Source organism: Gordonia sp. PDNC005 (assembly GCF_016919385.1).
GTDB lineage: Bacteria > Actinomycetota > Actinomycetes > Mycobacteriales > Mycobacteriaceae > Gordonia.
In genome coordinates this window covers 1,010,278-1,031,160 of the sequence record NZ_CP070351.1, presented here as the reverse complement: position 1 = coordinate 1,031,160, position 20,883 = coordinate 1,010,278, and the positions used below count along the sequence as shown (strand labels likewise).

Genomic DNA, 20,883 nt, shown 5'->3' with positions numbered 1-20,883 from the left:
CGGCCACGGCGCGTGTCAGGAGGGGGCGACGGCGGAGCGGGTGGGGTCGGCGATGTCGACCCCGGCTTCGGCCCACGCGTCGCGGAGCGCATCGGCGCCCTTGAGACGAACCCATGCAGCCTCGTTCGCCGTGATCGGGACCGCGCGCAGGAAGTGAACCGGTTCGGCCGGATCGTCGAGCGGGAGGTCGGCGACCGCACCGTCAGAAGTCAGCAGAAATGCTGAGCAGATCGCTCCCGCCCACAATGGTTCCTGCAAGTCGACGAGCGAATCCTCCGCCAAGATCAGGCCCTCGACGGCAGGCGCCGCCGCGAGCATGGCGAGAGACTTGTGTAAGCCTGGGAGCGGCGACACCGCGTTCATTCGGACGATCGCCTCTGCCCTCGGTCCGCGGACCGGATCAGGAGCGAAGTCGTTCGGATCGTGCATCGGGTGGCGCGAACAGCCGACGGTCACAAAAACGAGGTCGTCGCCGTCGACGAACCGGAGGACGTCGATCGGCTCGACGCCCAGGAACGTGACCGACGCCCGTTGCGGTTCTGAACCGACGCTGCTGGACACGTGCGCCACCACCCGGTCGGCGACCGACCCCGAAGAAGAACTCACCCCACCAGTGAATCACGGGTGGGGTGAGTGCAAACCGGAAGGCCGAGCCCTACGCGTGGTCGGCGTAGACGACCGGACGACCCTCAGGTTGACCGCCTCGCAACGCCACGCCGCTCGCAGTGTCGAACACGTGTAGACGCTGCGGGTTCAACGCCAACGTGAGGTTGCCCCCGCGACGAGCTTGTGTGTAGGGCGTGAGGCGCGCGACCTTCTGGCCGCCCGCCGTTGTCGATCCCAGATCCTCGGCGAGCTTCGTCAGTACCGCGTTGGCTGCGTCGGGTGCGGTGAGGCCGAAGTAGACGTACTTGTCCGAGCCCATCGACTCGACCAGATCGACGTCGATGCCGAACGTGAGGAACTGTTGCAGCTCGGCGGGGTGCGTCAGCGCCGCGTCCACGAGGTGTTCGGGCCGGATTCCGAGGAGGACGTCACCGCTGCTGTTCACGCCGCGGGCGCGCCCGGTGATCTCCTGGTGATCGGGAAACTCGATGTGCCCGATGGGAGTGTCGACGCCGGTCGCGGTGAGCCGCCCGGGAATGAAGTTCATCGCGGGCGAGCCGATGAAGCCTGCGACGAACAGATTGACCGGGCTGTCGTACAGTTCCTGCGGCGAGCCGACCTGCTGGACGTAGCCGGCCCGCATGACGACGACACGGTCGCCGAGAGTCATCGCCTCCGTCTGATCGTGCGTCACGTAAACGGTGGTGGTGCCTAGTCGCGCCTGCAGGGTCGCGATCTCCGTACGCATCTGCACGCGCAGCTTCGCGTCCAGGTTCGACAGCGGCTCGTCCATGAGGAACGCCTTCGGCGATCGCACTATCGCACGGCCCATCGCGACGCGCTGCCGCTGACCGCCGGACAGGTTGCCCGGCTTCTTGTCGAGGAACTCGGTGAGATCGAGGATGCGTGCCGCCTCGTTGACCTTCGCCTCGATCTCATCCTTCGGCGCCTTCGCCAGGGTGAGCGGGAACGCGATGTTGCCGCGCACCGTGAGGTGCGGGTACAGCGCGTAGCTCTGAAACACCATCGCGATGTCGCGGTCTTTGGGAGCGGTCTCGTTCATCCGCTGCCCGCCGATGCGGAGTTCACCACCGGTGATGTCTTCGAGACCGGCGATCATGTTGAGGGTCGTCGACTTTCCGCAGCCCGACGGTCCCACGAGAATGATGAACTCCCCGTCGGCGATGTGCAGGTCGATGCCGTGCACGGCAGTCGAGCCGTCCGGGTACTGCTTGGAAACGTTGTCCAGAACGATGTCGGCCATGGGTTATCCCTTCACGGCGCCGGAGGTGAGGCCGGCCACGATACGGCGTTGGAAGAAGAGCACGAAGATGATGATCGGAATGGTGATGACAACGGCCGCGGCCGCGATGGCGCCAGTCGGTTCTTCGAACTGACTGACACCGGTGAAGTTGGCGATCGCGACCGGCGCGGTCTGGGCCCGTTCGGTCGACGTCAACGACAGTGCCAGGAGAAGGTCGTTCCAGGCGAACACGAACACGAGGATTGCGGCGGTCACGACACCGGGCGTCGCGAGGGGCAGGATCACCCGACGGAACGCTTGGGCCGGCGTCGCACCGTCCATCTGAGCGGCCTTCTCCAGTTCCCACGGGATCTCCCGGAAGAACGCGGACAGAATGTAGATCGCCAGAGGCAGTGCAAACGCGACGTACGGCAGGATCAGGCCCGGCCACGTGTCGAACAGGCCGAGACGACGCTCAATGTTGAACAGCGGCGTCACCAGCGAGATCTGCGGGAACATCGCGATCAGCAGTGCGGCCCCGACGAGCACCTTCTTGCCGGGGAACTCCAGGCGTGCGATGGCGTAGGCGGCCATCGTGCCGAGGATGACGGCGATCAGTGTCGCGATGAGGCCGATGCCGATCGAGTTGATGAGACTCGACGTGAAGAAGCTTGTGTCGAAGATGTTGCGGTAGTTGTCGAGCGTCCACGATGTCGGGATGAAGTTGCCGTCGGTGACGGTTCCCGTGCTCTTGAACGACAGACTGACGATCCACCACAGCGGAATCACCGCATACAACACGACCAGCGTGTTCGCGATCACCCATCCGGCGCGGCGACGATTGAGAGCATTCATACTCGCGCTACCTCCCCTCGTCGTCGGAACCCGGGGCCGAAGCGCCGAACCCCTTGATGAACACAACAGCGATCAGTGCGACGCACAGGAAGATCAGCACGCTGATCGCCGACCCGATGCCGAGATTGAACGCTTTGAACAAGTTGTTGTAGCCGAGCATCGACACCGAACCGGTCTCGTGATTGCCCGACGTCAGCACGTATATGTTGTCGAACACGCGGAACGCGTCGAGCGTGCGGAACAACAGCGCCACCAGGATCGCGGGCTTCATCAGAGGCAGGATCACCTTGATCAGCCTGGTCCACGGGCCGGCACCGTCCATCTGTGCGGCCTTGAGCAGGTCGTCGGGCACCAGCGCCAGACCCGCGAGGAGCAGCAGCGCCATGAACGGCGTCGTCTTCCATACTTCGGCGAGGATGATCACCGACAGCGCCGACCACTGCTCGGTGAGCGGAGTCGATCCGTCCGGCAGCAAGTTCACGAGGTAGCCCGTGCCGGGCGTCCACGCGTACTTCCACGAGATCGCGGCGGCCACGGTGACGATGCCGTACGGAACCAGGACCACGGTACGGACCAGTCCCCTGCCGAACATCGCGCGGTGCATCACCAGGGCGATCGCCATGCCGAGGACAAACTCGATGATCACTGAGATGACCGTGATGTAGAGCGTCACCCAGAGTGCGGTCCACCAGTAGTTGCTGCTCAGGACAGTCGAGTAGTTGTCGAGACCGACGAACTTCTCGTTGCCGGGCTCACGCAGGTTCGCCGACGTCAACGACAGCCAGAACGAGTAGACGATCGGGTATCCGGTCACGATCAGCATGACCAGCGCGGCCGGTCCGGCGAGGATCAGCGCGAGGCGACGCTCTGACGAACGACGACCAGTCGCTTTGGTCTTGACCTTGGTCGCCGTGGCCGTGGCGACCGGCGCCGACGGGCCGGGATGCTCGTCGAGGATGTCCGACATCGACATCGATCCCCCTGCAGGCACCGGAGCGCGGTGCCGCTCGGGTGCCGGCGCGAAGGCCGCGGGCCTCTCGAGCGCGGGCGCCGGCGTCTCTGTCTTCAGCAGGGGCTCGCTCGGACGGGGCTCCGGAGCCAGGGTGCCGGAGTCGGGTTCGGGCGTCGACTGCGGTTCCCGCGATGCGGGTGTGTACCCGAAGGAGTCAGGCGACTGCCGAACCTCCATCGGGGGCAAAGCATCGCTCGAGGGCTCTCGCGGAGTCGGAGTGACGGTGTGCGTCTGGGCCGATTCCACCGGTGGTTCCCCGGGTGCAACCCACTCGTCTGAGTGAACTGTGGGAATGGGACCGGTCTGTTCGACTGGTCGCTCCGGAACGCGGTCCTCGGGCCTGGCATGACGACCCGGCGTCATGTCCGGGCCGTCACCGTGCGGTGTCAGACCGCCCGCGTTCTGGCCGTGAGTGTTGTCGTCGTCGGTCACGGGACGATCCCCTCTCCGTCGATGGCGGTCTGAGCGACCTTCGCCAGCTCATCGGCCTTGCTCTCGGGATCCCACTGGCCCACCGGGCTGAGAGTCGCGGTAATGGCGGTCGACATGTCCTGGTAGCGCGGCGTCGCCGGACGCGGTGCGGCGCCCTCGTCGAGTTGCTTTCGGATCAGTTCGCCCATCGGGTACGCGATCTTGAAGTCCGGATCGTCGTACAGGGACGACAGAGTCGGCGGAGTCCCGCCTCGGATGGCGTAGATCTTCTGCGCGTCCTCCGAAGTCAGGCAGCCTGCAGCCTTGAACGCGAGGTCCTGCTGCTTCGACGTCGACGCTACGGCGATGTTCAGACCGCCGGGTGTGGCCTTAGCAGTCAGCCCCTTCTCGATGCCCGGGAACGCGGCGAAGTCGAACCGCTTGCGGACGACGTTGTTGACCTTCTCGATGTCCGGCTTGGTCGGGTCGTCCGAGGTCGCGGCGATGATGTCGGCGAACTGAGTGATCGTGTCGCCCATGATCTTGGCCTCACCCTTGCTTCCGTTCTCGCGGATGCCTGCGAAGACGAACGGCCAGTTGATCTCGAAGGCTCCGTCGCCGGCCTCCATGCCGGTGCGCGCCGTGCCCTCGTCCGAGTTCGAGATCGACGGGTCGGAGCCCTTAGCGGTGGCGACGTCACGCATCGTGGTGAGCGCTTTGACCGTCGCGGCTCGGTGCTCCGGAGTGTCGGTGAGCGTGACCTTCGTCGGGTCGTTCGGGTCGAGGATCTGTCCGCCGGCCGACTGGACCAGCGAGTTGAACCACACCATCAGACCCTCGTATTGCTTGGCCTGCAGAAGGATCTGGGTCGGTCCGCCGTTCGCGCCGATCTCGGCCGCGTCGTCGAGCATGCCCTGCCACGTGGTCGGGGCTTTCCGCTTGGCGCCGAAGGTGTCCTTCATGACGTCGGGCCGGAACCACAGAAGTTGAGTGTTGGCCCAGATCGGAAGCGCATACAGCCGCTTGTCGGAATCAGACTCACCCTTCCACTCCGCGGTGGCGAGCGGTCCGGCGAGGTTGCTGTCGCGGATGTCGGCCGTCATCTCCTCGGGCACGGGAACCGCCCACCCCGCGTCGGCGAACTCTGCGGTCCACACGACGTCCATCGCCATCAGGTCGATTCCCGAGTCGTTGCCCGCGAGTCGTCGCGCCAGCTGGAGGCGCTGCATGTCCGCTTCCTTTGGCAGCATGTGCGGCTCGATGCGGTACTCGCCGCCCGAGTCGGCGCTGCACGTGGCCGCCACTTCACTGATGAAGTCGAAGCCGTCGGCCGGAGCGTAGATGTTGATGACGCCGGCTTCGTAGTCGGAGCCGCACGCGGCGAGCAACGGCGTCACCGCTGCGGCGGCCGCGACACACGCGACCCCCATCTTGGTTCGCATCCGACGTCGACGACGCGGTGGTGGACCACCGAATCGGACCCCGGAGGATTCCTCTGGTCGCATGTCCCGCAAACCCTCCTACCTCCTCGTGACACCACGAGGTGCGCGCACCTGAGAATCAGCTTTGAAAGCCGATGTGCGCCTTAGGGTATCGCACGCGGTAGTGACACATCGCACATCGGTCGACGTGTCGTAAGCATCCGGGTGGTGTCCTAGATCGCGAGCCTTGCCAGCATGTCGCGCGCCTGTTCGGCCTTCTTCGGGTCGCAGAGGACGTCGTAGCGGCCCGCCACGAGCTGCATCGTCGAGGTGAAGTCGCGCTGCCCACGACTCGCCGCGTACGGGATCGACGCAGAGATCAGGCCGAACACCATGCCCGCGATCACACCGAACAGGATCGGCGTCCAACCGTTGTCGCCCTGCGAGAAGAAGCCGACCAAGGCACCGAAGAACAAACCGAGCCACGCACCGGACACCAGCCCGCCGGTGACGACCTTTCCCCAGGTCAGACGTCCCAGGACTCGCTCAACCTGCATCAGATCCACACCGACGATCGTCAGGTTCTCCACCTGGAACTCGTTGTCCGAGAGATAGTCGACAGCACGCTGGGCCTGTTCGTAGGTGTCGTACGAACCGACCGGCCAACCTTTCGGTGGGGTCGGCAATCCGGGCGTCTGACGCATCGGGCCGGTCATGTGAGTCCTCCTCGACTGTGCTGGTGCGCAGTTCCTTCTAGGCTTAGGTGCATGACGCACCCCCAGAAGGTCTTCGTTGCCAGACTAGTCGGCCTCGCAGTCCTCGGTCCGGATGGTGAATCGATCGGCCGCGTGCGCGACGTCGTCATATCCATGCATCTACCCGGCCAACAGCCGCGGGCGCTCGGGCTGGCCGTCGAACTGACGACGCGCCGTCGGATCTTCGTTCCGATGCTGCGCGTGACGAGCATCGAGCCCGATGCTGTGACGCTGACGACGGGCCACGTGAACCTCCGCAAACTCAGCATGCGGCCGAACGAGGCGCTGGCCGTCGGGCAGGTCCTCGACAGCCGCGTCCGGACCGACGACCCGGACCATCCCGACCTGCACGACGTGGACCTCACGGTGACCGACATCGGGATCGAACGGAACCGCAACCGCGACTGGATGGTCTCCCGCGTGGCGGTCCGTTCCACACGTAAAGGTTTCCGGCGGCGTGGCGAGACGGCCGTCATCGACTGGCGGCACATCGTCGGCATGACCCGCCTCGAACTGGCCAGGCCCGGTCAGGGCGTGGAACGCGCCCTCATCCAATTCGAGAAGATGCGCGCGGCCGACGTCGCGAACGCCTTGCGCGAACTCCCGGACAAGCGACGCAATGAGATCGCGGCGGCCCTGGACAACGAGCGCCTCGCCGACGTTCTGCAAGAGATGTCGACCGACGATCAGAGTGAGGTCCTCGCCAGCCTCAAACCCGAACGCGCCGGCGACGTCCTCGAGGCCATGGACCCCGACGACGTGGCCGATCTCGTCGCCGATCTACCCGTGTCCGAGGCCGAGGCACTGCTGTCCCAGATGGACCCCGAGGAGTCCGAGTCGGTGCGCCGCCTCCTTCAACACTCCCCCGACACAGCCGGTGGCGTGATGACCCCCGAGCCGCTGATCCTGACGGCGAATGCGACGGTGTCGGAGGCACTGGCCCGCGTCCGCGACCCTGACATCAATTCGGCGGCCGCCAGCATGGTGTTCGTCGTCCGACCGCCGACCAATACTCCGACCGGCAAGTTCCTCGGCTGTGTCCACACGCAACGCTTGTTGCGCGAACCACCCGCGAATTTGATCGGCGGCATCCTCGACACCGAGATGCCCCGACTGCACCCAGGCGACTCCTTGGAGACGATGACCCGCTTCTTCGCCACTTACAATCTGGTGTCGGCGCCCGTGGTCGACGACGCGTCGCATCTGTTGGGCGCGGTCGCCGTCGACGACCTCCTCGACGCGCTGCTCCCCGCAGACTGGCGTGACAACGATCCGGAAGGGCAGGCCCAGTGAGCCCTCGTCAGATCGACACACCGGCCGAGACCCGCAGCCGGTTCCACTTCAATCTGGATTCCGATGTCGTCGGGGTGTACGCCGAACGTGTTGCGCGATTCCTCGGCACCGGTCGGTACCTGCTGATTCAGACCGTGATCGTGATCGTCTGGATCTTCCTGAACATCGGCGTATTCGCGTTCGAATGGGATCCCTACCCGTTCATTCTGCTGAACCTGGCTTTCTCGACGCAGGCCGCCTACGCGGCGCCGCTGATCCTTCTCGCCCAGAACCGACAGGAGAACCGAGACCGCATCTCGCTCGACGAAGACCGCAGACGAGCCGCCCAGACGAAGGACGACACCGAGTTCCTCGCCAGGGAACTCGCCGCGGTCCGGCTGGCGGTCGGCGACACCGTCACACGCGACTACCTGCGCCGAGAGCTCGACGACCTCGTCGACGAGATCGCGGACCGCATCGTCGTGAAGATGCAGAACGATGCTGAGCGTTCGCGCGATTAGGTCGGCACCCGCCTACCGCGCACCTGTATGCTGACTCACAGTCGTGGGGGTGGATCGTGTCACATGATCGCCCGTTTCCACGGTAACGACACACGATGGTGGGGACCTGGGGATGAGTTTGCTGCGAAGCGGACCTGACGGCGTGCACGTGCCGCGTCGCGGTCTGGCGGTCGGAGTCGGTGCGGTCGCCGTCGGCGCAGTGCTGTTGGGTGGGGTCAGTGCGGGTTCGCCGTCAGGCGTGTCGGCGTCCACTCCGGTGAACTTCGGTCCCTCGATGCTCACCTCCGAATCACAGACTCTCGCTACGGACGACGTCGCCCGTGCGGTCCCCGGCGCCGAGACCCGCCTCATCGGCTTCGCGCCACCTGCCGACCCCGCCGATCAGGCAGCCGACGCCGCCGCCCAGTTCCGAATCGCCGCGAACCTGCCTGCGGGCCCATTGGGGATCCCCGGAATCGTCCTGAAGGCGTACAAGCTGGCCGCCACGCGTGTCGCCTCCGAAACTCCGGCGTGCAAGCTGCCGTGGTTCCTGCTCGCGGGGATCGGGCGCATCGAGTCCGGGCACGCGGGCAACGGCAACGTCAACGCGTACGGCGACTCCCTCACCGCCGTCCGCGGCCCGGTGCTCGACGGATCGCTTGCAGGCAACGCCGTGATCACCGACTCCGATGGCGGAGCGCTCGACGGCGATCGCGGCCACGACCGCGCCATGGGACCGATGCAGTTCATTCCGAGCACCTGGAAGTCGTGGGGCACCGACGCGAACGGTGACGGGAAAGCCGACCCCGACAACATCTTCGACGCAACCCTGTCCGCAGGCCGCTACCTGTGCTCGGGCGTCACCGACTTCATGGCAGATGCGACCAAGGTCTCGAACGTGATGCGGTACAACCATTCCGCCGCCTACGCGAACAACGTCCTCGGGTGGGCCGCGGCCTACGCGGTAGGGGTCATGCCGACCACGCCGATTCCGGACATGGCAACCCCGCCGAAGCCGAAGAAGGACGACAAAGACAAGGACAAGGCGAAGGACGACAAGCCGTCGACCGGCCCGTCGTCGTCGAAGAAGCCGTCCCCTCCCCCGTCCACGACGAAGCCCAAGCAGACACAGCAGTGCCTCGGCGTCATCTGCCTTCCGCCGATGCCTGCCCCGGCACCGAAGGCGTCGCCGAAGAAGCCCGCGCCCAAACCGTCCGCGAAGGCCAACTGACTCCGTCCCCACCATTTCTTGACCTCAAGTGCACTTGATGTAGTGAGATCGGTTCCATGAGCATGGAATCAGTGGCGTGGGACGTCATGTACAAGTCGATGCACACACCCGACGCCCGGTCGAAAGCCGATCGTCGGGCGACGCTCCGGCGGATACTCGACTTCGCACGCCCCCACCGCCGTCGAATCATCGTCTTCCTCGCACTTTCGGTAGTCACTGCTCTCCTCACCGTGGCTACGCCGCTCCTCGCGGGGCGAGTGGTCAACCTCATCACCGACGCCGATCCCGCAGCCGCCGGAACGATCGTCTTCTTCGCCGCCATGATCGCGGTCATCGCGGTCACCGAAGCCGCAACCGGCATAGGCACCCGGTGGCTGTCGGCCAACATCGGCGAGGGCCTGATCCTCGATCTGCGGCGAGCCGTCTTCGACCACGTGCAGAAGATGCCCGTCGCATTCTTCACCCGGACCCGGACGGGCGCACTGGTCAGCCGCCTCAACAACGACGTCATCGGAGCGCAGCGCGCCTTCAGCGACACGTTGTCCGGAGTCGTGTCGAACATCGTCACGTTGATCCTCACCCTCGGCGTGATGTTCGCGATCAGTTGGCAGATCACCGTGCTGTCCCTCGTCTTGCTGCCGGTGTTCGTCATACCCGCACGCCGCATGGGACGCCGGATGGCCGGACTGGCACGCGAGAGCGCCGAGTACGACGCGCGGATGTCGACGCAGATGACCGAGAGGTTCTCCGCCCCCGGGGCGACGCTGGTCAAGCTGTTCGGACGCCCGGACCGCGAGTCCGCGGAGTTCGCCGAACGGGCCGATGCCGTCCGCGACATCGGCGTGCGACAGGCGATGCTGCAGACCTACTTCTTCACAGCGTTGATGCTGGTGTCGTCCCTCGCGCTGGCTCTGGTCTATGGACTCGGCGGCTGGCCCGCCGTGCACCAGCACCTCTCGGCAGGGGCCGTTGTGTCGCTCGCGCTGCTGCTGACCCGCATGTACGCACCACTGACCGCGCTCGCGAATGCGCGCGTCGAGGTGATGAGTGCGCTGGTCAGCTTCGAACGCGTCTTCGAGGTCCTCGACCTCAAACCGCTCATCGCAGACATTCCCGACGCCGTTCCGGTGCCGGCCGGAGACGACGGTGTCAGCCTCCGGTTCACCGACGTGTCGTTCACCTACCCCTCCGCCGACAAGGTGTCGCTGGCTTCGCTCGAGGAGGTCGCCCAACTCGATCCCCGTGGCGGATCGGAGATCTTGCACGGCGTCGACCTCGACGTCCGTGCCGGGTCGATGGTCGCCCTCGTGGGCAGCTCCGGAGCCGGAAAGTCGACGATCGCATCTCTCGCGACTCGCCTGTATGACGTCGACTCCGGTTCGATCACTCTCAACGGCGTCGACGTCCGTAACCTCACCGCGGCTTCTGTCCACCGAGCGGTGGGACTCGTCACCCAAGACGGTCACCTGTTCCACGACACGGTGCGCGCGAACCTCACGCTCGCCCGGCCCGAAGCCACCACGGACGAGCTGTGGTCCGCGCTGCGCCGCGCCCGGCTCGACGAGTTGGTGGAGTCCCTGCCCAATGGGCTCGACACCGTTGTCGGCGAGCGCGGATATCGCCTCTCCGGCGGAGAACGTCAGCGGCTGACCATCGCTCGGCTCCTGCTGGCCAAACCTGCGGTCGTGATTCTCGACGAGGCCACCGCCCACCTCGACTCGACGTCGGAGGCTGCCGTCGCCGAGGCCCTCGGCGAGGCCCTGCACGGTCGCACGTCGCTGGTGATCGCCCACCGGCTGTCGACGATTCGAGAGGCGGACGAGATCGCCGTCGTCGAAGGAGGCCGGATCGTCGAACGCGGCGACCACGCCACCCTGCTTGCCGCTGACGGCCGCTACGCGGAGCTGTACCGAACCCAGTTCGCCGCCGTGTGAGCCGCCCTGATCTGTCTCACGGCCGGGAACTAGAGTGGGTGTTGTGACTACAGCCGGTACGCCAACCGAATCAGCCGTCCGTTCGGCGCTCAGCAAGGTCTCCGACCCGGAGATCGGGAAGCCGATCACCGATCTCGGCATGGTGAAATCCGTCGCCATCGCCGACGACGGCAGCGTCGACGTCGGCATCTACCTGACGACGTCAGGCTGCCCGCTGCGCACCGAGATCTCCGATCGGGTGTCGAACGCGGTGTCGGACGTCCCCGGCGTGGGCGCCGTGCGCGTCGAACTCGACGTGATGGACGACGAGCAGCGCACCGAACTCCGTAAGAAGCTCCGCGGCGACAAGGCCGAGCCCGAGATCCCGTTTGCCAAGCCCGGCAACATGACCCGTGTCTACGCGATCGCGTCGGGCAAAGGCGGCGTCGGCAAGTCGAGTGTGACGGTCAACCTTGCCACCGCACTCGCCGATCGCGGGCTGTCGGTCGGTGTTCTCGACGCCGACATCTACGGCCACAGCGTGCCTCGCATGCTCGGCAGCGACGCCAAGCCGACGCAGGTCGAGTCGATGATCATGCCGCCGCAGAGCCATGGCGTGAAGTTCATCTCGATCGGGCAGTTCACTGACGGAAACACCCCGGTCACGTGGCGTGGACCGATGCTGCACCGCGCACTCCAGCAGTTCCTCGCCGACGTGTACTGGGGCGACCTCGACGTCCTCCTCCTCGACCTCCCGCCGGGCACCGGCGACGTCGCGATCTCCATCGCGCAGCTGATCCCAGGTGCCGAGATCCTCGTCGTCACTACTCCTCAGCAGGCTGCCGCCGAAGTCGCCGAACGTGCCGGTGCAATCGCCCTCCAGACGCGCCAGAAGGTCTTGGGTGTCGTTGAGAACATGTCGTGGATGGAACTGCCCGACGGGTCACGTATGGAGCCGTTCGGCTCCGGCGGAGGCGCGCAGGTCGCCGAGCGGCTGACCCGCGCAGTCGGCGCCCCGGTTGAGCTTCTCGGCCAGGTCCCGCTCGAGCAGGACCTCCGCGAAGGCGGAGACGCCGGAAACCCTGTTGTCCTCGCCAAGCCCGACTCCGCCTCCGGTTCCGCGCTCCGCGCGATCGCGGACAAACTCGCAGTCCGACGCCGCGGCCTGGCAGGCATGAGCCTGGGAATCGACACCACGCGCCACTGAACCCGCGCTGAGCACCCGGCACTCAAAACTCAGTACTCAGAACGGCCTTCGAGGGCAATATTCCCTCGAAGGTCGTTTCGCGTGCTGACTTTTGCAGTGCCCTCGATAGGTGTCGATCAATTCATGATCAAGTGGCGTGCTCTGGAACCGACTGTCGCTTTCGCGCGTCCAATCGTATGTGCGGCTCGTCAGACCGACGGTGCGACATTCGAACCGTGCACCGTGCACTGGGCTCACGGCGGAGGATCTCGGGGACTCATGATCGAACTGTCGCCGGCGGATCGCGGGTTGCCATTGGACGTACAGCATCCCAGAGTTCCGCGACCTGGTCACCAACCAACAGGTCGTGGCAGGACAGTGCGAGCCCTAAGCTGACCAACGCGCCGCCCGACGGCTCTGACAGTGGTTCCGAGATTTCCTGCGCAGCACAGTTCACACACAACGCAGCACTCGTGAGCACAAGAGCAGTAGGTCCGAGCGGCAACCGCGAAACCCTCTGTACGCTCGCCATGTACTTCCATGTCGCAACCACCAAGCCCTCGGCTTGTAGCCCCCCACTCGACCTTGCGTGTCGATGGAACCGAACTAACGTTCTGTGCGTCTAACTAATAGAGGACAACCAAGTTCAACGCGCCCCGGGAGCCACCTGATGAGCACCTTCGCCTACGAGAACGCCGCTTGGCTTACCAGAACCCATGCAACCACCGATGCAGCATCACAGCTGGACGGACTCAGTACGTCGTTGAGCGGCCTCGTCGCGCGAAACTACTTTGGAGAGTCGTGCGAAGAAGGCGGAGAGTTGTACACAGCCTTGCGGAAGTTAGTCGTCTCGGCGGCAGCTGAACTCCAAGCGTGCGCAACGGAATCCCGCACAGTTCACGAGAGCCTACTTGTCGGAGCCACAGAACTTGCCCTTGCCGATTCTGCGAAATTCACGAGCGATCCTAAGTAGCGGAAGAAGTGAAGTACTCAAAGGTTGCGGCGACTGCATTAGTGATTGCCATTTGTTCTCCTCTCGCTTCATGCCGAACAGAAGGTAGTCCTGTTCACGACCACGGCATCCGCCAGATCGACGATAACGGCCTTCGCCTGCCGTTTTCGACCGTCCACAGTCGCCGCTGGAACGCCGCTAACGACGGCACCACATACGAACCATGCACGGCACTCGCCGCCACCCAACTCGAAGCGCATGGGATCGACCCTCATTCAGTGAAGGATGCAGCGGGAACAAACGGACAGACGCTGCGCGGATGCAGCTGGGACTACGTCGGGGATATCCGCACTGAGCACTGGATGCTAAGTCAGATCGTAGGCAACTCCACCGGTCTGGCTAACGATAAACGTATGAAGTCGACCACTCGGGACATCTGGCTCGATGACCAAACAGCCGATGGCCGCACGGTCGGTCTACACGCCATTGCCCCGAACATACAATGTGATACTTACGTCCAATCCGGCAAAGCAGCGGTTACAACCCTTGTGATGCACATCGGGCGCGCAGAACAACCACTATCGGCTCTGTGTGACCGCGCGATCGCGTTCACGAGGGCGACGATCGGTCGGATGCCGGAGTAATTTAGGTTGCGTCCCAGTCGGTGTAGTCGTGGGTCCGCTTCACAGTTGATGAACCCGACGTCCCGGACGGGGTCTCCGATGAACCGAGCTTGGTCAGGTCGGGGCCCGCCGAGTCCGAGGGGGCAGGGGCGGACGGCTGCGACGCGGGACCAATTCCTTGGATGTCGAGCGTGTCGCGGACCGATCGGCCGAGGTCGTCTACCGCAGTCGAGTCCCCGCCGAAGAGGTGCTTGGTCACGATGCCCTTGGGAGTCATCTGGCGAAGCTCGTTGATCTGTTGGATCGGTTCGCGGAACTGATCGAAGTCGGTGCCCATCTCATCGCGGAGCTGGCCCGACGCGCCGGTGGCGTAGTCGCGGACCTTTCGGATCGACTGCAGCGTCCACGACACCGCGCCGGGAAGACGCTCCGGACCGAGAATGATCAGGCCGGCGGCCAAGAGCACAACGATCTCGCCCCAACCGATACTGCTGAACATCGCTAACGCCCGATCATCGTCTAGTCGCTGACCGGCGTGATCGAACCATTGAAGGTCCGACCGTCACGCCAGTAGGTGAACTTCACCGCATCATCGATCTTCGAGGTACGAACGGCAACCGTCAACTCGTCCGCCCCTTCAATGGCGCGGCCGTTGAAGTTCGTGATCACATCCCCCTCGCGCAGTCCCGCACGGGCCGCCGCACTCCCCTGCGCAACGTCACGGACAGCCGCGCCGAAGACGCGGTCGTTGCGAACGGTCGCAGCAGAGACACCGATCGTCGGGTGGTTCATCTTGCCGTTCTTGATCAACGATTCAATGACAGGCTTCGCCTCGTTGATCGGAATCGCGAAACCCAGACCGATCGACGTGCCACTCGGAGCGAGAGCCGCGGTGTTCACACCGATCACGCGCGCTTTCGAGTCCACGAGCGGGCCACCCGAGTTGCCGGGGTTGATCGACGCGTCGGTCTGAATCGCGTTGATCACCGCGTCCGTGTCCGACGTCGCGTCAGGACGCAGTGGAACCGGGCGATCGACGGCGCTCACGATTCCGGACGTGACCGTCTTCGCCAGACCGAGCGGCGCGCCGAACGCGACGACATCCTCCCCGATCTCGAGCTTCGACGAGTCACCGAGAGTCGACACCGTCAGATTCTGGACGTTGTCGACCTTGATCACAGCCAGGTCGGTCTTCGGGTCGCGCCCGACCAGCCGAGCGGGGATGCGCGTACGGTCCGCGAACACGACTTCCAACTTCGCGCTGCGGTCGGTGGCCGCGCTGGTGACGACATGATTGTTGGTTGCGATGTACCCGGACTTGTCGAGGACGAAGCCGGATCCGGTCTCGCCGCTCGTCGCGGTGCGCACCTCAATCGTCACGACGGCCTTCGCCATCGCTTCGGCCACGCGTGACACGCGAGTCGCGCCATCGCTGTTGTCGTTCGACGAGTCGTCGACGTTCAGCTTCACCGAATCGGAATTCAGCGGTGTGACGACCTCAGCGGTCCATCGCCCGATCAGACCACCGCCGAGGCCGATCAGCAGCGCAACCATCGCGAGAGTGGCAAGCGCCCAACCGTGGACATGCCCACCCGAAAGCAGGTCACGGATCCCGAGCTTCGGCCCGGGTGTCGACGGTTCGGCAACCGCCGCCGGCTGCAGAGCTGGAGCTTCCAACGACGCACCGGCACTCGGGTCCCGCCACGGGTCGGCCGGCTCGTCGGGCGTCTCGTCGATCGGCAGTGCATGAGGATCGCGCTGGAGAGTCTGCGTTTCGCCGTCCGGGCGGCCGAACGCCTCCCCTAAGACCGGATCCGGGGGTGCGATCGTCGGCTGCGGACGCTCCCCTGCGGGAGCCTGGTCAAATGAGCCGGTGACGCCGGACGGCCGTCCGAAGACAGCCTCATCACGCGACTGCGATGTGGGGTCGGTCACGAGTCAGCGGCCCCGGCGGTTGAAGCGGCCTGCACGACGCATGTCGATCTCCTGCGTCGGGATCTGGCAGAGCTGCCCGAGAAGGGACGCAGGTGCGGTCACATCGTTCCCGGCGCGCAGCATAGACCGCGCCCGTGCCTGATTCGCCACCTCGTCAGAACACCGCGGACACACGGAGAGATGCGCATCGGCGCGACCCGCCGCAGCCGGAGTCAACTCGTTGTCCACATACGCGACGACGGCCTCCACTGCGAGGTGCTCGGTCGAAGCGAACTCCGCCGACGGCCGGTGATTCGGGTTCGGAGCGATCGACGAGCCGATCGGAGCCCACCTATCACCGGAGGAACGTCGTGCGTGACCAAGGCCCACGAGCGCCGCCCTTCCCGACAGGAGCCGCTCGCGCGGCCCAACCTGATCTGTTCGGGCCCAGCTTACGCGATCAGACCTCACTGGCGACGGCGACCGAGCGGCTGTCGGTCTGCCCGCGCGCCGCGAGGAACTCGCGGATGCCCTGGCGGCCGCGGTGGATGCGACTACGGACCGTGCCCATCTTTACGCCCAGCGTCGCGCCGACCTCCTCGTACGACAATCCTTCGATGTCGCACAGAACGATCGCCGCGCGGAACTCCGGAGCGAGCGAGTCGAGGGCGGCTTGCAGATCAGGACCGAGGTTCGCGTCTGCGTAGGCCTGCTGCGGGTCGGGCGTGTCGGTTGGGATCTTGTCGTACGTCGACTCCAGCGCCTCCATGCGGATCTTGCTGCGGCGACGGACCATGTCCAGGAACAGGTTCGTGGTGATGCGGTGCAGCCAACCCTCGAACGTGCCCGCCTTGTAGCTGGTCAACGAACGGAAGACGCGGATGAACGTCTCTTGCGTGAGGTCTTCGGCGTCGTGCTGATTGCCCGACAGCCGGTACGCGAGGCGGTACACGCGGTCCGCGTGCTCGGTGACGAGTTCATCCCACGACGGCATCAAGTTCTTGTCGCCGGTCGCATCGAATCCCGCCGTGCCGCGGAATGAATCACGCGCCGAATCGGTGGAAGTGCTCGGAGGAAGGCTCATCGGGTTGGTGCCAGTTCCTTTCTTCGCGGGAACACCGGCAGACGTCGTCTGGTACGACTCTGCAACGTCGGTGGGGCGATCAATATTCCGGACCATTGGCTATGAGCCTGTCTCATCGGAATGTGGGCGACCCCAGAGGCGGCTGAGTGTTTCCTGAGGAACCCGAATTCCCTGGTCCGGCGTGGTGTGACAGCGGCCGACAAGCGGTGTGGCACCCTCATTCACATGACTGACACGAGCTCGCCCGATCCTGTCGCGCGCCTGAACTCCTACGCCGAGGCCGCCATCATCGAAGACGACGCACTCGTGGGCGCGCGGCTGCGCGCAGAGGAACTCGGCGCCACCGCGATCAGCCCGGCGACCGGCGCACTGCTGTCGCTGCTCGCCCGCACCGCGGGCGCCCAGCACGTCGTCGAGATCGGGACCGGGACAGGCGTCGGCGGGCTGTGGCTGCTCGCAGGCATGCCGTCGACCGGGATCCTGACGACCATCGACCCCGAATCGGAGCATCACCGCGCGGCACGCGAATCGTTCGCCGACGCCGACATCGCGCCCGGCCGAACGCGCCTGATCAACGGCGCACCTTCCGATGTTCTGACCAGGCTCGCCGACACCAGCTACGACCTGGTGTTCGTCGACGGTCCCCTCCTGTCGTATCCGGCATTCATCACCGAGGCGGTCCGCATCCTCCGCCCGGGCGGACTGCTCGTGGTCAACAACGCCTCAGCAGGCGGCACCATCGACGATCCGTCCGCGAAGGACCCGCGGACGCTCGCCGCCAGGGAGGCGGCGAGCATCGTCGCGGAAGACGACCGTTTCCTGCCTGCCGTCATCCCAGTCGGATCGGGCCTGCTCGCCGCTGCCAAGGCACGCTGACAGAAGTCGTCGTCGCGGGGCGTCGGAGCCCGACGATCAGACGTCGGTGGAGAAACGGATTCCGTTCTCGGGGATCGTGACCTCGGGCCACACGCGTGCGCCGCGGAGGAGTTCGCAGCGTGCGCCGATCGATGCGCGATCGCCGATGACGGTGTCGCGAACGAGAGCACCTTCACCGACACGAGCGTCGAAGCCCACGATGCTGCGCTCGACCACAGCTCCGGCGTCGATGCTCGCGCCGTCGAACACCACGGCACCGTCGAGGCGGGCGCCAGCACCGATGGTCGCTCCTCGGCCGACGACCGTTCCACCGATCAAGACGGCGCCACGGCCGACGTTCGCTCCGTCGAGGACCAGCGATTCGCCACAAGCCTTGTCCAGTGCAGGCGATGGAGCGATGCCGCGCACCAGATCCGCCGATCCGCGGACGAAGTCCTCCGGGGTGCCCATGTCACGCCAGTAGGCGTCGTCGACGTGCGCGTGGATGTGGCGTCCCTGTGCGAGCAACGACGGGAACACCTCGCGCTCCACCGACACCGGACGGCCGACGGGGATCTCGCCGATCACGCTTCGGTTGAACACATAGGTGCCCGCGTTGATCTGGTTGGTCGGCGGATCCTGCGTCTTCTCCAGGAACGCGGTGACTCGACCGGACGCGTCCGTCGGCACGCAGCCGAATGCACGCGGGTCCTTGACTCGCACCAGGTGGAGCGTCACTTCGGCCGCCGACTCGCGGTGAGTCTGCACCACGTCACGGATGTCCGTGCCGCCGAGGACGTCCCCGTTGAACACCAGCACTGTGTCGGCGGTCAACGCGTCGTACACGTTGCGGATGCCGCCGCCGGTGCCCAGCGGCTGCTCCTCGGTGATGTACGTCAGGTTGAGGCCGAGCGACGAACCGTCGCCGTAATGCTCGGCGAACACCTGCGCCTGGTACGACGTCCCCAGCACGACGTCGGTGATGCCCGCCTCGCGGATCCGCGACAGCAGGTGGGTCAGGAACGGCGCGCCTGCGGTCGGAAGCATCGGCTTGGGCGCCGACAGAGTGAGCGGCCGCAGCCGCGTGCCCTTTCCTCCAACGAGGACGAGGGCTTGAACAGACGGGGTCACAGTGGTGTTCCTTCCATCAGAAGTCTGGTGGGGTCGATCAAGACTTGGCGGCGCGGCGTTGTTCGCGTAGAGCCGCGGCGACGGCGACCTTCGAGCGGACCGCGAGTCCGGCCCGCAGGGCCAACCGGAGCGGTGCCCGCAATGGGCCCGGATTCCGATCGGCGTTGAACCGGTACGCGCTCGCGTGGTGGGCGGGAATCATCTTCTCCGGATGCTTGCTCACCGAATGACTCTTCGCGTGCAGCACACGAGCCGACGGAACGTAGACGTTGAGCCATCCGGCACGGCCGAGCCGGTCACCGAGGTCGACGTCCTCCATGAACATGAAGTACCGGGAGTCGAATCCGTTGATGCTCTCGAACGCGTTGCGGCGCACGAGCAGGCACGAGCCCGACAGCCAGCCGACGGGCCGTTCAGTCGTCGAGCCCGGCTCGACGCCGCCGTCCCGGTACGCCCTGGTCCACGGATTCGATTTCCAGACGGTACCCAGAATCGCGTGGCCGGTTCCCGACACCAGGTCGGGCACCGCGCGTGCCGAGGGATACACCGAACCGTCGACCTCGGTGACCAGCGGCCCGAGGCTCCCCGCGCGCGGCCAACGGGCGGCAGCGGCGAGCAACTCGTCCAGCGATCCGGGCGACCATTCGACATCGGGGTTCGCGATGACGATGAACTCGATATCTGGATCCAGTTCGGCGACACCACGATTCATCGCCGCGCCGTAACCGATGTTGCCGCCGCTGTCGACGAGCGTGACGTTGTCGTGCTCGGCGGCGGCCTTCTCGGGTGCGCCGTCGTCGGAGCCGTTGTCGGCGATGACGACGGGCACGGTGTGCGTCGACGCTTCGGCGAGCGTGCGCAGGAAGTTGTGGAGGTAGTCACCGGACGAATAGGTCACGGTCACCACCCCGAAAGGAGCAGTCACCGCGTCAGACTAACCCGATCGCGCCCCGCTGAGCGCGTCCACGAGTGCGGCGTGCCAGTCACGGAGTGGCGTCAGTCCCGCATCCGACCACGCCTTCCCGGACAGCACCGAGTAGGCCGGACGCGGTGCGGGACGTGGGAATTCGTCCGTTGTGCAGGGTTGGATGCGGTCCGGATCGGCGCCGACTGCGGTGAAGACGGCGCGGGCGAGATCACACCACGTCCCCTGGCCCGCATTGGTCGCATTCAGGACTCCGCCGCCGATCGAGGCCGGATCGTCATTCAACCGAACAACGATCTCCCACAGGCCGGACGCGAGGTCGGGAGCGTATGTCGGCGAGCCGGTCTGGTCGTCCACAACGGTCAACGTCTCGCGCTGCGCCTCGAGAGCCAGCATGGTCGTCACGAAGTCGCGGACCGGCGGCCTGCCGGTGAACACCCATGCCGTCCGAACAACGATCGCCGACGGATCGGTGGCGGTTGTCCCGCGCTCACCTGCGAGTTTCGACGCTCCGTACACGGTGCGAGGCGCATCGCCGCGGTCCTCTGCAGTCAGCGGACGATGCGGCACGTCGGGGCCGAACACATAGTCGGTGGACACGTGGATCAATCGGGCTCCAACCGCCGCAGTCCGTTCGGCGAGCCTGCGCGGCCCGTCGGAGTTCACCGCGAAAGCATCGTCTCTGGCGATCTCGGCCCCGTCGACGTCGGTGAATGCCGCCGTGTTGATCACGATGTCCCCCTCCACCAGGCCCGCAAGCACCCCGTTGACGGAAGTGTCGGACGTCAGATCGATGTCGGAGGAGGTCAACCCGACCACTTCGACTTCCGGCGGAATCGAGGGTGAGGCGAGCAGGGCCGAACCGAGCTGCCCGGCGGCACCGGTGACGTAGACGACTGGCGAGTTCACGCGGTCCATCGTGCCGCATGCCACAGCCGGGCGACGGCGACCACGCCGGTACCGCCTCCGCACCGCCGGCGGTGGCCGCACGTAT

The 20,883-nt window shown here is 65.6% G+C and carries 20 protein-coding genes; 7 read left to right on the top strand and 13 right to left on the bottom strand.

The annotated features are described in order from the left end of the window. Positions 1–15: 15 nt before the first annotated feature. The 6 genes from JVX90_RS04875 to JVX90_RS04850 all read right to left on the bottom strand — a co-directional run bounded on the left by JVX90_RS04875 (position 16) and on the right by JVX90_RS04850 (position 6,264). Entirely contained in the window at positions 16–606 is a 591-nt protein-coding gene (locus tag JVX90_RS04875) for a suppressor of fused domain protein (RefSeq protein ID WP_240194060.1), read from the bottom strand. A 49-nt stretch (positions 607–655) separates the two neighbouring features. Then, positions 656–1,870, bottom strand: coding sequence for a sn-glycerol-3-phosphate ABC transporter ATP-binding protein UgpC (gene ugpC, locus JVX90_RS04870; protein ID WP_205331305.1), 1,215 nt, complete (start codon positions 1,868–1,870; stop codon positions 656–658). A gap of 3 nt (positions 1,871–1,873) precedes the next feature. Beyond that, positions 1,874–2,704, bottom strand: a complete 831-nt coding sequence (locus JVX90_RS04865; protein ID WP_205331304.1) for a carbohydrate ABC transporter permease — start codon at positions 2,702–2,704, stop codon at positions 1,874–1,876. A 7-nt stretch (positions 2,705–2,711) separates the two neighbouring features. After that, on the bottom strand, positions 2,712–4,148 hold the full coding sequence (locus tag JVX90_RS04860) for an ABC transporter permease subunit (RefSeq protein WP_275889943.1): 1,437 nt from the start codon (positions 4,146–4,148) through the stop codon (positions 2,712–2,714). Further along, positions 4,145–5,569 carry an extracellular solute-binding protein gene (locus JVX90_RS04855; RefSeq protein WP_240194059.1) on the bottom strand — a complete coding sequence of 475 codons (1,425 nt, stop codon included), beginning with the start codon at positions 5,567–5,569 and terminating at the stop codon, positions 4,145–4,147. Before JVX90_RS04855 ends, JVX90_RS04860 begins: the two co-directional genes overlap by 4 nt. A gap of 212 nt (positions 5,570–5,781) precedes the next feature. Then, positions 5,782–6,264: a general stress protein gene (locus tag JVX90_RS04850; protein WP_205331303.1), complete on the bottom strand. Its 483-nt coding sequence runs from the start codon at positions 6,262–6,264 to the stop codon at positions 5,782–5,784. 51 nt (positions 6,265–6,315) lie between these two features. On the opposite strand from JVX90_RS04850, the gene JVX90_RS04845 reads away from it, so the two are divergent. The 6 genes from JVX90_RS04845 (at position 6,316) to JVX90_RS04820 (ending at position 14,001) form a co-directional block, all read left to right on the top strand. Further along, a complete protein-coding gene (locus tag JVX90_RS04845; protein ID WP_205331302.1) occupies positions 6,316–7,596 on the top strand; it encodes a CBS domain-containing protein in 1,281 nt (426 codons plus the stop codon). After that, positions 7,593–8,096, top strand: coding sequence for a DUF1003 domain-containing protein (locus JVX90_RS04840; protein WP_205331301.1), 504 nt, complete (start codon positions 7,593–7,595; stop codon positions 8,094–8,096). The genes JVX90_RS04845 and JVX90_RS04840 overlap by 4 nt, the downstream gene beginning before the upstream one ends. A 112-nt stretch (positions 8,097–8,208) precedes the next feature. Continuing rightward, positions 8,209–9,306 carry a lytic transglycosylase domain-containing protein gene (locus tag JVX90_RS04835; protein ID WP_205331300.1) on the top strand — a complete coding sequence of 366 codons (1,098 nt, stop codon included), beginning with the start codon at positions 8,209–8,211 and terminating at the stop codon, positions 9,304–9,306. A 56-nt stretch (positions 9,307–9,362) separates the two neighbouring features. Beyond that, entirely contained in the window at positions 9,363–11,240 is a 1,878-nt protein-coding gene (locus JVX90_RS04830) for an ABC transporter ATP-binding protein (RefSeq protein WP_205331299.1), read from the top strand. 43 nt (positions 11,241–11,283) lie between these two features. Next, entirely contained in the window at positions 11,284–12,426 is a 1,143-nt protein-coding gene (locus tag JVX90_RS04825; RefSeq protein ID WP_008381251.1) for an Mrp/NBP35 family ATP-binding protein, read from the top strand. 960 nt (positions 12,427–13,386) lie between these two features. Beyond that, the gene (locus JVX90_RS04820; protein WP_205331298.1) at positions 13,387–14,001 is read left to right on the top strand and encodes a DUF3558 family protein; all 615 of its coding nucleotides are present in this window, start codon (positions 13,387–13,389) and stop codon (positions 13,999–14,001) included. Position 14,002: 1 nt separating this feature from the next. On the opposite strand, the gene tatB is transcribed toward JVX90_RS04820, so the two are convergent. From tatB to sigE, 4 genes are all read right to left on the bottom strand, one after another. Beyond that, on the bottom strand, positions 14,003–14,479 hold the full coding sequence (tatB, locus tag JVX90_RS04815) for a Sec-independent protein translocase protein TatB (RefSeq protein WP_205331297.1): 477 nt from the start codon (positions 14,477–14,479) through the stop codon (positions 14,003–14,005). Between the two features lie 20 nt (positions 14,480–14,499). Next, positions 14,500–15,915, bottom strand: a complete 1,416-nt coding sequence (locus tag JVX90_RS04810; protein WP_205331296.1) for a trypsin-like peptidase domain-containing protein — start codon at positions 15,913–15,915, stop codon at positions 14,500–14,502. A gap of 3 nt (positions 15,916–15,918) precedes the next feature. Continuing rightward, the gene (locus JVX90_RS04805; protein ID WP_240194058.1) at positions 15,919–16,164 is read right to left on the bottom strand and encodes a zf-HC2 domain-containing protein; all 246 of its coding nucleotides are present in this window, start codon (positions 16,162–16,164) and stop codon (positions 15,919–15,921) included. A gap of 190 nt (positions 16,165–16,354) precedes the next feature. After that, the gene (sigE, locus tag JVX90_RS04800) at positions 16,355–17,074 is read right to left on the bottom strand and encodes an RNA polymerase sigma factor SigE (protein WP_275889942.1); all 720 of its coding nucleotides are present in this window, start codon (positions 17,072–17,074) and stop codon (positions 16,355–16,357) included. A 129-nt stretch (positions 17,075–17,203) separates the two neighbouring features. On the opposite strand from sigE, the gene JVX90_RS04795 reads away from it, so the two are divergent. Beyond that, on the top strand, positions 17,204–17,854 hold the full coding sequence (locus JVX90_RS04795) for an O-methyltransferase (protein ID WP_205331294.1): 651 nt from the start codon (positions 17,204–17,206) through the stop codon (positions 17,852–17,854). Positions 17,855–17,890: 36 nt separating this feature from the next. Here JVX90_RS04795 and JVX90_RS04790 read toward each other — a convergent pair whose 3' ends face one another. From JVX90_RS04790 to rfbD, 3 genes are read right to left on the bottom strand one after another with little or no spacing between them, the layout of a single operon-like run. After that, positions 17,891–18,964, bottom strand: coding sequence for an NDP-sugar synthase (locus JVX90_RS04790; RefSeq protein WP_205331293.1), 1,074 nt, complete (start codon positions 18,962–18,964; stop codon positions 17,891–17,893). A 37-nt stretch (positions 18,965–19,001) separates the two neighbouring features. Beyond that, complete coding sequence (locus tag JVX90_RS04785) at positions 19,002–19,889, bottom strand: glycosyltransferase family 2 protein (RefSeq protein ID WP_205331292.1); 888 nt, start codon at positions 19,887–19,889, stop codon at positions 19,002–19,004. A gap of 9 nt (positions 19,890–19,898) precedes the next feature. Continuing rightward, positions 19,899–20,807, bottom strand: coding sequence for a dTDP-4-dehydrorhamnose reductase (gene rfbD / locus JVX90_RS04780; protein ID WP_205331291.1), 909 nt, complete (start codon positions 20,805–20,807; stop codon positions 19,899–19,901). Between the last annotated feature and the right edge of the window lie 76 nt (positions 20,808–20,883).

Bases quoted from the DNA above. Each gene is read 5' to 3' on its own strand.
- JVX90_RS04845 (WP_205331302.1), top strand. From the start codon at position 6,316: ATGACGCACCCCCAGAAGGTCTTCGTTGCCAGACTAGTCGGCCTCGCA.
- JVX90_RS04830 (WP_205331299.1), top strand. From the start codon at position 9,363: ATGAGCATGGAATCAGTGGCGTGGGACGTCATGTACAAGTCGATGCAC.
- JVX90_RS04855 (WP_240194059.1), bottom strand. From the start codon at position 5,569: ATGCGAACCAAGATGGGGGTCGCGTGTGTCGCGGCCGCCGCAGCGGTG.
- JVX90_RS04865 (WP_205331304.1), bottom strand. From the start codon at position 2,704: ATGAATGCTCTCAATCGTCGCCGCGCCGGATGGGTGATCGCGAACACG.
- ugpC (WP_205331305.1), bottom strand. From the start codon at position 1,870: ATGGCCGACATCGTTCTGGACAACGTTTCCAAGCAGTACCCGGACGGC.
- JVX90_RS04795 (WP_205331294.1), top strand. From the start codon at position 17,204: ATGACTGACACGAGCTCGCCCGATCCTGTCGCGCGCCTGAACTCCTAC.
- sigE (WP_275889942.1), bottom strand. From the start codon at position 17,074: ATGGTCCGGAATATTGATCGCCCCACCGACGTTGCAGAGTCGTACCAG.
- JVX90_RS04835 (WP_205331300.1), top strand. From the start codon at position 8,209: ATGAGTTTGCTGCGAAGCGGACCTGACGGCGTGCACGTGCCGCGTCGC.
- rfbD (WP_205331291.1), bottom strand. From the start codon at position 20,807: ATGGACCGCGTGAACTCGCCAGTCGTCTACGTCACCGGTGCCGCCGGG.
- tatB (WP_205331297.1), bottom strand. From the start codon at position 14,479: ATGTTCAGCAGTATCGGTTGGGGCGAGATCGTTGTGCTCTTGGCCGCC.
- JVX90_RS04850 (WP_205331303.1), bottom strand. From the start codon at position 6,264: ATGACCGGCCCGATGCGTCAGACGCCCGGATTGCCGACCCCACCGAAA.